The following is a 12,840-nucleotide window of genomic DNA, read 5'->3' as shown; positions in this document are numbered from 1 at the left end:
TCTGAAAAATAAGCCAATAAAACAAGCCTGCCACTAATATCTGCAATATATGACAGATTATTTTTTTATCGCAATCATTGAGGCAAAGTTAAACCATTTAAGCCAGACATCAAATAGAGCAAAACCTGCATTTAAAATTCTGTTTTTATGGGTTTCAATAGTATCCGGGATGAGAACTTTTTCAAGTGCATCCCTTTTTTGACTGATTTCAAGCTCTGAATAACCGTTTTCAAGTTTGAAAGTTTTATAAAAGCTTGTTTGAAGATCATCTAATTGTTTGGATTCATGAACGGTTTTTTCCGTTAAAAGAAGAATGCCGTTTGGATTCATCCCCTGATAAATTTTTTTGATAAGAGCATCTCGTTTTTTCATATCAAGAAACTGCAAGGTCAGATTTATCAATACCACTGAGGCATTTTTAATATGAATATTTTCTAAAAAACCGCAAACAAGGTCAACCGGCCGGGTTTTCCCCTGATATACAAGACGTTTTTTATACTTTTCAATCATGGGTTTTGAACTGTCCACAGCAACCATTGAAAAGGGGCGTTCCTTTAGTTGATTCAAAATCAAAATCCCAAGATTTCCATGAGAACAGCCAAGATCATAAATCCGGCTGCCCGCCTGATAATATTGAGCAGTCAGTTTGGACTGCCGCTCAATGCTTTCCATATACAAAGGTACTGACCGGTTCAGCATATCATCGAACACATCAGCCACTTCTTTATTAAATTCAAAGGGTTTAACCTTATTTTTTTTTTCTGCAAATACTTTGTCTTTAGCCATTTTTGCTGCCTGTAAAATATTTTTTTTACAGGTTTTATAATATTCTGCAAATAAGTGCAAGAATACCTGAAATCCATTTCATTATCCCTTGACGCAACTCATTTCATAATGCTATTTAGCAGCTGAAATTAAATCTTTAACTCAACTTTCGGACTTTAAGCTTAGCAGACGGGCTTTTAGCATACCCCACCTAAATTTGCCGACTTTCGAAAGTTAAGTCTTCAATTGATCCCACAATGGTGATCCCACAATGGAGTTAAAAGCTTCAGGAGGAAAATAATATGGAAATTATTGGAATTGATGTCGGGTTTGGGTTTACAAAAGCATATAATGGCAAAAATTCCGTCATATTCAAATCAATCCTCGGAGATGCCACGGATATCCATTACCGTTCTTCATTGGGTGAAGATTCTTCAACTTCAAATCTGCATATTACCCTGGAAAACAAATCCTATTTTCTTGGCAATTATGCCGAACTTCAGTCAAACATCCGTGAATTCACTCTTGACCAGGAAAAACTTCTTGAAGAGTTTGTTAAAATCCTCGCTATCACAGCCGCAAGTATCTGCACCGACACATCAGCACCCCTTCATGTTGTATCAGGCTTACCTGTTGGATATTTAAGAAGAGATCACAAAAAATTAAAAGAGATGATCTTGGGGGTTCACGACATAACCCTTCACAATACAAATGGAGAGGATGTAAAAAAAAGAATTAATATTGATAAAATTCATATCATTCCCCAACCCATTGGCTCTATTTTCAACATGCTTTTTGATAAACAGGGAAAAATAAAAAACCGGGACCTTGCCACCCAGAAGCTTGGCGTTGTGGATATTGGTTTTAAGACCACGGATTTTAGTATTTTTGACCACCTTCACTATATTGAAAGAGGTTCCCTTACAATGGATACCGGTATTTCAAAGTGCTTTTCCGTAATCGCCAACAAATTAAGGCAGGAAAGCAACATGAATATTGAATTGTATAGAATGTTTAAATTTATTGATTCGGGAATGATCAAGATCAAGGGAAAAGAATATAATATCTCAAATCTCAAAAAAAGAGTTTACACTCATGCCGCATCAGCCATTGCATCCGATCTCAACCGGCTGTGGGAAAATGACTGGGACATGGATTCCATTCTCCTTTCAGGCGGCGGAAGTGTAGAATTGGCAAAATATTTAAGCCCGAATATTGATGGTAATGTTATCCCAATGGAAAACAATGGGGATGCCCGATTCAATAATGTCCGTGGATATTGCAAATTCGGCAGGTACAAGTGGGGATATGCCAAATATATTGCAGAAAACCCAAAAGAACAAAAAAATACGGAAGAAGAGCAAAACAATCAAGCGCCTGCCGAGGATCAAGACAAAACAAACAAAACCCCATATCAGGATGAAGCAAAACTCAATAATCAGTCTAAAGGACTTTCCTGGCTGAAACGCCAGGGGTAAATTCACAGGTTGCCATGAACCAAAATGATTTAACAAAAGTTTTATCTCTTGTAGCCAAAGGATCGCTATCTGTTGAGGATGCCCAAAGCAAGCTGAAAAACATCTCTTTTGAAAATATTGATTTTGCTCAGATTGATCATCACAGGTCCCTGAGAAAAGGTTTTCCCGAAGTGATTTTTGGACAAGGAAAAACAAGTGAACAAATTATTGAGATCATGAAAAAAATCATCATCCATGAAGAGATCGTTCTTGTGACCCGGCTTAAAAAAGAAAAAGCTCAAAAAATAAGCTCAAAAATTAAAGGAACCCAATATTTTGAAGACGCAAAATTCATGTGGTTTAAAAAGAATGAACCCAAAATAACAGGCTGTGGTCAAATTCTGGTCATGACTGCCGGCACATCTGATATTCCTGTTGCAAAAGAGGCTTTGCTAACCGCCCATGCCATGGGAAATGAGGTGGAATCAATCTTTGATGTTGGTGTCGCAGGTATTCACCGTCTTTTTGCCCACCAGGAAAAAATCATGGCAGCTGCAGTCATCATTGTTGTTGCCGGAATGGAAGGAGCGCTTCCCAGTGTGGTGGCAGGAATGGTCAAGGCCCCTGTCATTGCCGTTCCAACCAGCATCGGATATGGTACAAATTTTGGTGGAATGACAGCTCTCTTGGGGATGCTCAATTCCTGCAGTTCAAATATTGCCGTGGTAAATATTGACAATGGATTTGGAGCTGGATTTATGGCCTCATCCATTAACCATGTATCTGTATCCGGATAATACGCGTTATGTGCTGAAAATTAATCTTAAATTTTTTTTCTAAGCTCTATTGCCGCTTCATTTTTGGGATCTATCCTGAGAATTTGATTCAAATAGTCATCTGCCACAAAGATTTTTTTGTTCATGCAATGTATTTTTGCAATCTGAAATTTTGCTTCAATATGGCCCTTGGCTTGACGGTCAACTTCCATGAAACACTTTAAAGCTTTTGCCCATTCACCCACCTGCTTGTGTATCAACCCTGCCTTATAAATCATCTCATAATTGGAGGGATTATCTTTGATAACACGCTCAAGCAATTCTTGAGGATACTCAAATTCATTATGGAACAAACAGACATCAATAACTTGTTGCCTTGCCGCACTTTGTCTTTTTGAACGGGTAATGAATTTTGAAAAAATATTCAGAGACAACTGCCTGAAATCCTTTTTTAGCAATTTTTCACCAAGATCAAAGGCCTGTTCATTATACTGGTTCGTCAATGACAAAACTTCAAGACAATATTTACCCGCTTTTTCAAGTTCTTTGTTTTGGCTATAATAATCAGCAAGATGAATCCTTGAAATTGCATCCTGCTTGTTCACAGATGCGGCCTTTAAAAGGCATTTTTCGGCTATGGCGTTTTTCTCAATTTTAAAATGCAGCAACCCTAACTGGCGAAGGAGTCTTGAGGCAGACGGCTTATGAGACAAAGCAAGTTTAATCTCTTCAATGGCGGCTTCATACTGTTCTTTTTCTTCCAGATCTCTTGCCTTTAAGCGGTGCAGAGTTGCAGGGTCCGGGTTATTGGCTTTTTCCACAACTGTTTTTATTTTCGTATCTAAAGATTCAAGGGTTAACGGCTTAAGCAGGTATCCGTCAATTTCAGTTTCAGCCACTTCGGAAACAATATCCCTCTCAGCTTCAGCCGTTACCATGATAACCGGCAGATCCCTGAGTTTTTTATCATTTCGAATTTTATCAAGCATCTCAATTCCATTCATGACAGGCATATTCCAGTCAAGGATAGCCAAATCACAATGTTCGTTTTTTAAAATATCCAGACCTTGTTTTCCGTTTTCAGCAAATTTTAAATTTGTTCCAATACCCAGATTTTTGACCATTTTTCGAATGGTTAATCGCATGCTTTTCATATCATCAACAACAAGGATTGACATATTATCAATATCGATCATAATTTTGTTTTCCTGATAAACTTTTTGTATTCATTTTGAATTGCCTCAAACGTTAAGGCAAATGCATTGAAATTTTCTACCTTTGCATGGGTTTCCATATCCAAAGCGGCATTTCTCAACAAATCTGCGTTAACATTTGCGGCAGATCCTTTTAAAGCATGTGAATTTAATCTTACACCCTCGGCATAATTTTGATCAATTGCATCGTCGATAGCATCTATCAACTCCGGGGCTTCCTGTAGAAAAGAATCCAATACAACTTTGATGATCTCCTCATCGCCCCCAAATCGTTCAGATAATTTATCCTTGTTAAAACACATATCCATTTTCATGTCTGTCTTGGACAACAAATCCGATTGCACTGTTTCAGTCTTGATATCAATTTTACCAGGTTCGTTATTTTGTATAGGCTCATCATCTTGCTCATATTCATCTTCAAATTTTTCAGGACAATCTTTTTTTACAAACTGTAACCTGTCCGTTAAATTTGACCTGATTTTTTGTGAAAGAATATCAGGTTCAACCGGTTTTGAAATAAAATCGTCCATTCCTGCTTTAAAACATTTTTGACGGTCTTTTTCAAAGACATTTCCGGTCATGGCGATAATCGGGACATGGTCCATTTTCAATATCTTCTCATTCTCCCTGATCTGCCGGGTTGATTCAAACCCATCCATCACAGGCATCTGACAATCCATTAAAATCAGATCATATGAGTTGTTTTTGTGTTTATTTATGGCCTCAAGTCCGTTTTTTGCGACATCTGTTTGATATCCCAATTTACCAATCAATGCTTTTGCCGTTAAAAGATTGGTTTCCATATCTTCAACAATCAAGATCTGCCTGACATATTTTTTACTTTCAAGGATACTGTAACGGGTCATTATCGGCAATTTCCCGGCATCTTCTGGGTATGATTTTTCTGGGTATGACCTTGATAAAACAGCTTTAATACAATCTTGAAGAAGTTTTTTTTCAACCGGTTCACTCAAGAATGCCGAAAAGCCAATTTCTTCAAACCGCCTGGCATCCCCTTTTTTCCCGATTGATGACAGCAGTATCAATCGTGTATTCTTTAATTGATCATCCTGCTTTATTTTTTTTCCCAATGCTTCCACGTTTTCATAAAATTCCTTGGCCTCCATGATCACCATATGAAAAGGATTGTTATCATCTTTTGCCCATCTGAGCATTTCCATGGCTTTTGTATCATCAAAGGCCTGATCATAATCCATGTTCAATTCATTCAAATTGTTTTCAAAACTCTTTCCAAGGACTGAACCGTCACTTAAGACAAGTATTCTGCAATCTTCAGCATTCCGGGTAAAAAGATCAACTGTCTTTTCTTTTTCAACTTGTTTTTTTAGCGGCAGTGTAAACCAGAAGGTAGACCCTATCATATCAATGCTTTCTGCACCGATCTTACCGCCCATTTTTTCAACCAGCAATTTTGATATGGCCAATCCCAATCCAGTGCCCCCGTATGTTTTGGTGATGGAAAGATCTGCCTGGGTAAAGGATTCAAAAAGGGTTGTCAACTGATCATCCTTGATACCTATACCGGTATCTTCCACAGAAAAATAAAGGGTTGCAGATGTTTCATCTTCCCTTCGTAAAGTAACACTTAATCTGACTTCTCCTGAACCTGTAAACTTTATGGCATTTCCCGTCAGATTATTAATCACCTGACGAATCCGGCCGATATCCCCTTGCAAAAGACAAGGAACATCGGAATCTATAAAACATAAGAAATCAATGCCCTTCTGCCTGGCCTGTAATTCAGGCAGGGACACCATATCTTTTATGGCAATATCAAGATCAAAATCCCTGACATCCAGTTCAAGTTTGCCTGCTTTGATTTTTGATAAATCAAGTATATCGTTTACAATGGTTAATAAATCCCTGGCACTGTTATAAACAATCTTGGAATAGGAACGTTGTTCTTCATCCAGATCAGAATCAAGCAAAACATGCATCATACCGATGATGCCGTTCATTGAATTCCTGATTTCATGACTCATGTTTGCTAAAAATTCATCTTTTATTTTCGTTGCCTTATCGGCATTCTCAGAAATCCTGCGGCACTCCTGCCTGGATTGATCAAGAAGTATGTCAAATTGCTCATAATTTCTTTCCCGGACCATGACAATAGCAAAAAAACAGCCGGAAATGACCAAAAAATTGTAAAACCGGTAAAGGCTGATGTTAACAAATTGTTCACTGACCAGGATGCTTAAATTCAAACGTTGATCAAAATAAAACAAAAAGAAAATCAAACCGGCAACGATCAGATACGGCACTCTGAATTTCCTATCCTGGAAAACAGTTGTAAGTAAAGGTACAAACAACAAAAGAACCATAGAGATACTGTAAAATCCACCGGTATTATAGCAAAGGCAGCCAAGATAAGACACAAAGGAAGTATTCAATATATGACAACGAAAAGTTGTGCCTGTTTTTTTCAAGGCATATAAATTGACTATGTTTATAAGCAAAAAAAAACCGCTCAATGCAACCAGAGACAAAGCACCAATCTTAAAAAACAAACCGGACTGGAGGATAAGCAATCCTGAAAAAACAAGAGAAAAAGCCTTTAGATTTATGGAACCATAAACTGTCATAGCAGACTTATATAGAACCATGCTCTATATTGTCAAATTTATTTTCAGAATAACTGCCATGCGCAAACCTGTTGTTTATTGTTTATTTTGCCCACAACAAAGCACGAAATTCGCTCTTTGTATTTTTGAAAGCTTTCATATAAACTGCCATTTGCAGACCCGATATTTCATTTAAGATTTGCTTTAAACAAAGATCGAAAATTTCTGTATAACTTTTTTAAGATTTTTATAAAAAAGCTTTAGAGAGAAAAAAACATTCTTGACTTTTACAAAATTTATATATAGTTAATTATATTTAAATAAAGTAAAAATTATGATTACAAATATTCTTAGCATACTATTAGTCCTTATTATCGTGGGGGTGATTATTAACACCTCCAGGCGAAGGGGCTCTTAGTGGCATAAACTTTAAATAAACTTTAAAAGCCGTTATCAGCCCCAAAAGGGCTGATAACGGCTTTTTTGGTTTGGAGACAAACAACATGAGAAGTCATATCGCAACAAAAGGTATAGCCAGAGCGCCCCACAGGAGCCTGTTCAAGGCCATGGGATATACGGACAGGGAAATTAGCCAGCCCCTTATCGGTATTGCCAATTCAGCCAATGAATTGATTCCGGGACACATGCACCTGGACCATATTGTAAAGGCTGTAAAATCAGGCATCAGTATGGCAGGCGGCACTCCCATGGAGTTTTCAACCATTGGTGTGTGTGACGGTATTGCCATGAACCATAAAGGCATGCACTATTCACTGGCCTCCCGTGAACTCATTGCAGACTCCATAGAGGTCACGGCAACAGCCCATCCTTTTGATGCCATTGTCATGGTTCCAAATTGTGACAAAATTATTCCCGGCATGCTCATGGCAGCTGCACGATTGAATATTCCAGCCATATTTATCAGTGGCGGTCCCATGCTGGCAGGGAAACACCCGGATAATAAAAATCAGCAAATTGATCTTGTCACGGTATTTGAAGCCGTGGGGGCGGTTCAATCCGGCAAAATGACGGAACAACAACTTTTCGCCATTGAAAATGCCGCCTGCCCCACATGCGGATCATGTGCCGGGATGTTTACGGCAAACTCAATGAATTGCCTGACCGAAGCCATTGGGATGGCCCTCCCTGGAAATGGAACCATTCCCGAACCCATGTCTGAAAGAATCAGGCTGGCCAAACAAACCGGCATACAGATCATGCAATTGCTTGACAAAGCAATTACGCCGGATAAAATCTTGACCAAAGAGGCATTTATGAATGCACTGGTGGTGGATATGGCCCTGGGATGTTCCACCAACACAGTACTTCACTTAAAAGCGCTTGCCCATGAAGCCCATGTTGATATAGATCTGAACTTAATTAATGAGGTCAGCAGAAAAACTCCTCATTTGTGTTCTTTAAGCCCAGGAGGCCAGGACCGTATTGAAGACTTGAATTTTGCCGGTGGCATACCTGCTGTCATGAAAGAGCTTTTTGACCATGCCATGCTCAATACAGACTGTCTTACAGCCACAGGAAAAACCGTCGCCCAGAACCTTGAAACAGTTGTAAAAAAAGACCAGCAGGTGATACGACCGATTGAAAACCCCTATCACAGCGAAGGAGGGTTAGCAGTACTCTTTGGCAATCTTGCCAAAGAAGGCTGTGTGGTCAAGCAGTCTGCGGTTTTAGACGAGATGCTCCAACACCAGGGACCGGCAAGGGTATTTGATTGTGAAGAAGACGCAACCCAGGCTATTGTCGACAACCAGATCAACAAAGGGGATGTCATTGTCATCCGGTATGAAGGGCCGGCCGGTGGTCCTGGCATGCGTGAGATGCTGACCCCCACCTCTTCCATAGCAGGCATGGGACTGGATGACACAGTTGCCCTGATTACCGACGGCAGATTTTCAGGAGGAACCAAAGGGGCATCCATCGGCCATATCTCACCGGAAGCAGCAGAGGGAGGAACCATTGCAATCATTCAAGAAAATGACCAGATAAAAATAGATATCCCGGCAAAAACCATTGAACTTCTGGTTTCGGAAAATGAGATTGCAGACCGGTTCAGCAGATGGAAAAAACCTGAACCTAAAATCAAAACAGGTTATATGGCCCGGTATGCGGCAATGGTTAGCTCGGCCGGCAACGGTGCCATATTCAAAGACATATTATAGGAGAAAAACATGAAACTTACAGGTGCCCAGATTCTTATCAAAATGATTAAGGCAGAAGGGGTTGACACAATCTTTGGATATCCCGGCGGTGCTGTCATTGATATCTATGATGCACTGGCAAAGCAGAACGGCCTTAGGCATATTCTGGTCAGGCACGAACAAGGCGCTGTCCATGCTGCAGACGGCTATGCAAGAGCCAATAAATCAGTTGGCGTTGCCCTGGTTACCTCGGGTCCCGGAGCTACGAACACGGTTACGGGAATTGCGTCTGCATACTTGGATTCCATCCCCCTTGTTGTGTTTACAGGCCAGGTTCCAACGGCGCTGATCGGCAATGATGCATTCCAGGAAGTGGATATAGTGGGCATTACAAGGCCCTGTACCAAACACAACTACCTTGTAAAAAATGTGGAAAAACTGGCTGAAACAGTTAAACAAGCCTTCCACCTGGCAAGATCAGGCAGACCCGGCCCGGTCCTCATTGATCTGCCAAAAGATATTGTGGGAACCCAAATTGAGTTTGAAGAACCTTGTGAGATTTCTTTAAAATCCTACAAACCCAATTACACACCCAATAAAAAACAGCTCTCCAAGGTGGTTGATCTGATCAAACAGGCCAAACGGCCGGTTATTTTTGCCGGTGGCGGTGTAATTCTTTCCGAGTCTTCCGAGGAACTTACCCGCCTTGCAAAAATTACGGATATCCCCGTCACGGCATCCTTGATGGGGCTGGGCGCATTTCCAGGATCTGATCCCCTGTGGTTGGGAATGCTGGGAATGCACGGAACTTACAGGGCCAATATGAGCATTGGCAATTGTGATCTCATGATTGCGGCAGGGGTCCGGTTTGATGACAGGGTTACCGGAAATGTTAAAAAATTTGCACCTGATGCCAGGATTGTCCAGATTGATATTGATCCCACATCCATCCATAAAAACATTGAAGTTCAATGCCCCATAGTGGGAGACTGCAAGGCTGCCTTAAAAGAGCTTGTTCAATTAATGGAAGGCCGGGACCCGGAAGAGTTTAAAAATAACCGGCCCAAATGGCTTGCACAGATCGAGGAGTGGAAAAGCACAATGCCCTTGAAATACAACCAGGGCGATGAGGTGATCAAGCCCCAGTTTGTCATTGAAAAACTCTATGAACTGACAAAGGGAGATGCCATAATTACAACTGAAGTCGGGCAAAACCAGATGTGGGCAGCACAATATTATCATTTTAACAAGCCCAACCATTTTATCACATCCGGCGGACTGGGTGTCATGGGATTCGGGCTGCCTGCCGCTATTGGAGCCAAAGCCGCCCGCCCGGACAAGCTTGTGGTTGATATAGCAGGCGACGGCTCCATCCAGATGAATATCCAGGAGCTGATGACGGCCATTGAATCAAAAATAGATGTTAAAATCGTCATCCTGAACAATCAATATCTGGGTATGGTAAGGCAATGGCAGGAACTGTTTTATGATAAGGTTTACTCTTCCACAAACATGGAAAATGCCCCTGATTTTGTAAAACTTGCCGAAGCCTACGGTGCAAAAGGATTAAGATGCACCCGGCCTGATGAGGTTGAATCCACACTCAAAAAAGGCCTGAACACCGAAGGAACGGTAATTATGGAATTTGCCGTGGACAGAGAAGAGTCTGTTTACCCCATGGTTCCCGCAGGTGCCAGCATAACGGAAATGCTCCTGGTTTAATTTAAAATCTGAAAAAGGATATTTATCATGAAAACAAACAGCTACTTACTTTCTATCCTCGTAGATGATGAACCAGGCGTTCTTTCAAGAATTGCAGGGCTTTTTTCAGGGCGCGGATTTAACATTGACAGTTTGAGTGTGGCCAACACTGCCGAACCCGAAGTATCAAGAATTACAATGGTGACCAATTGTGAACCACATATTATTGAGCAGATAAAAAAACAGCTGCACAAGCTTATCAATGTCATCACGGTAACAGACCTGACAGACAAAAAATATGTCCAGCGCCAACTGGCATTAATCAAGGTCAATGCACAGCCCGAAAAAAAAGCGGATATTTTGAGAATTGTGGATATTTTCAGGTGCAAGATTGTTGATGTGGGGCTGTCCCATTACACCATAGAAGTGTCCGGGGACAATGAAAAACATGATGCAATCATCTCTTTATTAAACCCTATGGGGATCATTGAAATCGCCTCTACCGGCTCCATTGCCCTGGCACGGGAGAATGGCAAGTAAGCAAGTTAAGAATGTGATTAACAGGTAAACACCACCAGACAGGACAAACAATGGAAAAAGCACTTTTATACGATACCACGCTAAGAGATGGCATGCAGGGAGAAAACATCTTTTTTTCTCCTGAAGACAAGGTAAAAATAGCACGAAGACTTGATGATGCAGGCATCCACTATATTGAAGGGGGATGGCCGGGATCAAATCCCGGTGCCCAGCATTTTTTTGAACTGGCAAAAAAGATGGAATTTAAAAATGCCAAGGTGACAGCCTTTGGTTCCACCCGGCGCCAGGGCAAAACCTGTGAACAGGATGGCAATCTTCAGGCATTAATAAATAGCGGAGCGCCTGCGATCACAATTTTTGGAAAATCATGGGACCTGCATGTTGAATCCATAATGCAGAACACAAAAGAGGAAAATATTGCCATGATCAAGCAGAGTGTTGCTTATCTGTTAAGTCATGACAAAGAGGTCATCTACGATGCGGAACATTTCTTTGATGGATATAAGGCCAACCCGCTCTATGCCTTGAAAACACTTGAAGCAGCGGTTGAAGGCGGAACAAGGTGCCTTGTGCTGTGCGACACAAACGGCGGGTCCATGCCCTGTGAAATTGACACCATAACCCGGGCAACAATCGATCATTTCAAGAAAATTGACGTACCCGGCCTGATCTTCGGCATTCATTGCCACAATGATTGCGCCATGGCGGTTGCCAATTCCATTAATGCTGTTCATGCAGGTGCGACCATGGTTCAGGGCACCATTAACGGATATGGCGAACGATGCGGCAATGCCGACCTTACCGCAGTCATTCCCATACTGGCCCTTAAAATGAACCGGGAATGCATCTCCAGCGAAAACCTTGCAAAGATTTTGAACCTGTCCAGGTTTATCTCTGAAACCGCCAATGTCCCGCCGGTCAACTCAAGGCCATTTGTGGGAAAAAGTGCCTTTGCCCACAAAGGCGGGGTCCATGTCAGCGCCATCATGAAAAATCCCCTGGCCTATGAACACATGGCCCCGGAACTGGTTGGAAACAAGCGCAGGGTAATTGTTTCAGAGCAATCCGGCAAAAGCAACATCGAATACAAAGCAAAAGAGATGGGCATGAATATGGGCAAAAGCGGCGTCAACGGCCATCAGATTGTTTCAAGCATCAAGGAGCTTGAAGATGACGGGTTTGAATTTGATGCGGCAGAAGCCTCTTTAAAACTGATCATGGAAAAACTCACCGAACAGTTTGTCCCATATTTTGAGCTTGAATCCTTCCGGGTAACTGTTGAAAAAGACAAGGAACGACCCTGCTGTTCTCATGCCATGATCAAAATCAAGGTGGACAAGGAAACCGAAATCACTGCGGCAGAAGGAGACGGGCCTGTCAGCGCATTGGACAATGCATTAAGAAAGGCACTGACCAAAATATTCCCCCAGATCAATGACATGCGCCTGGTGGACTTCAAGGTCCGGGTCATTGACGGAAAAGACGGCACTGATGCCAAGGTCCGGGTTCTTATTGAATCCCGGGATGAAAATAACATTTTTTCAACCATCGGTGTTTCAGAAGATATTATAGAAGCAAGCTGGCAGGCATTGGCTGACAGTTTTCAATACAAACTTTCATTAGACGATCAAAACAAGGCAAAATAA

Annotated in this window: 9 protein-coding genes; 6 read left to right on the top strand and 3 right to left on the bottom strand. The window is 41.3% G+C overall.

The genetic code is table 11. The annotated features are described in order from the left end of the window. Positions 1-57: 57 nt before the first annotated feature. The gene (gene cmoA / locus TOL2_RS08975) at positions 58-786 is read right to left on the bottom strand and encodes a carboxy-S-adenosyl-L-methionine synthase CmoA (protein WP_014957178.1); all 729 of its coding nucleotides are present in this window, start codon (positions 784-786) and stop codon (positions 58-60) included. A gap of 281 nt (positions 787-1,067) precedes the next feature. Between cmoA and TOL2_RS08970 the strand changes: the two genes are divergently transcribed. Together TOL2_RS08970 and larB are read left to right on the top strand one after the other, a co-directional pair. Beyond that, on the top strand, positions 1,068-2,243 hold the full coding sequence (locus TOL2_RS08970; RefSeq protein WP_014957177.1) for a ParM/StbA family protein: 1,176 nt from the start codon (positions 1,068-1,070) through the stop codon (positions 2,241-2,243). Between the two features lie 14 nt (positions 2,244-2,257). After that, positions 2,258-3,019: a nickel pincer cofactor biosynthesis protein LarB gene (gene larB, locus TOL2_RS08965; RefSeq protein WP_014957176.1), complete on the top strand. Its 762-nt coding sequence runs from the start codon at positions 2,258-2,260 to the stop codon at positions 3,017-3,019. A 26-nt stretch (positions 3,020-3,045) separates the two neighbouring features. Here larB and TOL2_RS23580 read toward each other — a convergent pair whose 3' ends face one another. Both TOL2_RS23580 and TOL2_RS08955 read right to left on the bottom strand, forming a co-directional pair. Beyond that, a complete protein-coding gene (locus TOL2_RS23580) occupies positions 3,046-4,194 on the bottom strand; it encodes a response regulator (RefSeq protein WP_014957175.1) in 1,149 nt (382 codons plus the stop codon). Next, positions 4,191-6,494 (bottom strand): response regulator, encoded by a 2,304-nt coding sequence (locus TOL2_RS08955; RefSeq protein WP_051012335.1) that lies wholly within the window; start codon positions 6,492-6,494, stop codon positions 4,191-4,193. Before TOL2_RS08955 ends, TOL2_RS23580 begins: the two co-directional genes overlap by 4 nt. An 803-nt stretch (positions 6,495-7,297) precedes the next feature. On the opposite strand from TOL2_RS08955, the gene ilvD reads away from it, so the two are divergent. From ilvD to cimA, 4 genes are read left to right on the top strand one after another with little or no spacing between them, the layout of a single operon-like run. Next, a complete protein-coding gene (gene ilvD, locus TOL2_RS08950) occupies positions 7,298-8,974 on the top strand; it encodes a dihydroxy-acid dehydratase (RefSeq protein WP_014957173.1) in 1,677 nt (558 codons plus the stop codon). A gap of 9 nt (positions 8,975-8,983) precedes the next feature. After that, positions 8,984-10,675 carry a biosynthetic-type acetolactate synthase large subunit gene (ilvB, locus tag TOL2_RS08945; RefSeq protein ID WP_014957172.1) on the top strand — a complete coding sequence of 564 codons (1,692 nt, stop codon included), beginning with the start codon at positions 8,984-8,986 and terminating at the stop codon, positions 10,673-10,675. Between the two features lie 27 nt (positions 10,676-10,702). After that, on the top strand, positions 10,703-11,194 hold the full coding sequence (gene ilvN, locus TOL2_RS08940; RefSeq protein ID WP_014957171.1) for an acetolactate synthase small subunit: 492 nt from the start codon (positions 10,703-10,705) through the stop codon (positions 11,192-11,194). 50 nt (positions 11,195-11,244) lie between these two features. Beyond that, positions 11,245-12,840 carry a citramalate synthase gene (gene cimA / locus TOL2_RS08935; RefSeq protein WP_014957170.1) on the top strand — a complete coding sequence of 532 codons (1,596 nt, stop codon included), beginning with the start codon at positions 11,245-11,247 and terminating at the stop codon, positions 12,838-12,840.

Origin of the sequence: Desulfobacula toluolica Tol2 (assembly GCF_000307105.1) — a bacterium.
In the GTDB taxonomy this organism is placed as follows: domain Bacteria; phylum Desulfobacterota; class Desulfobacteria; order Desulfobacterales; family Desulfobacteraceae; genus Desulfobacula; species Desulfobacula toluolica.
The sequence above is the reverse complement of the archived record's forward strand: the minus strand, read 5'-3'. Positions and strand labels throughout refer to the sequence as shown.

What these genes read in the sequence shown, in the direction of transcription:
- cmoA (WP_014957178.1), bottom strand. Translation starts at nt 786, where the DNA reads ATGGCTAAAGACAAAGTATTTGCAGAAAAAAAAAATAAGGTTAAACCC.
- TOL2_RS08970 (WP_014957177.1), top strand. Translation starts at nt 1,068, where the DNA reads ATGGAAATTATTGGAATTGATGTCGGGTTTGGGTTTACAAAAGCATAT.
- ilvD (WP_014957173.1), top strand. Translation starts at nt 7,298, where the DNA reads ATGAGAAGTCATATCGCAACAAAAGGTATAGCCAGAGCGCCCCACAGG.
- cimA (WP_014957170.1), top strand. Translation starts at nt 11,245, where the DNA reads ATGGAAAAAGCACTTTTATACGATACCACGCTAAGAGATGGCATGCAG.
- TOL2_RS23580 (WP_014957175.1), bottom strand. Translation starts at nt 4,194, where the DNA reads ATGATCGATATTGATAATATGTCAATCCTTGTTGTTGATGATATGAAA.
- ilvN (WP_014957171.1), top strand. Translation starts at nt 10,703, where the DNA reads ATGAAAACAAACAGCTACTTACTTTCTATCCTCGTAGATGATGAACCA.
- ilvB (WP_014957172.1), top strand. Translation starts at nt 8,984, where the DNA reads ATGAAACTTACAGGTGCCCAGATTCTTATCAAAATGATTAAGGCAGAA.
- larB (WP_014957176.1), top strand. Translation starts at nt 2,258, where the DNA reads ATGAACCAAAATGATTTAACAAAAGTTTTATCTCTTGTAGCCAAAGGA.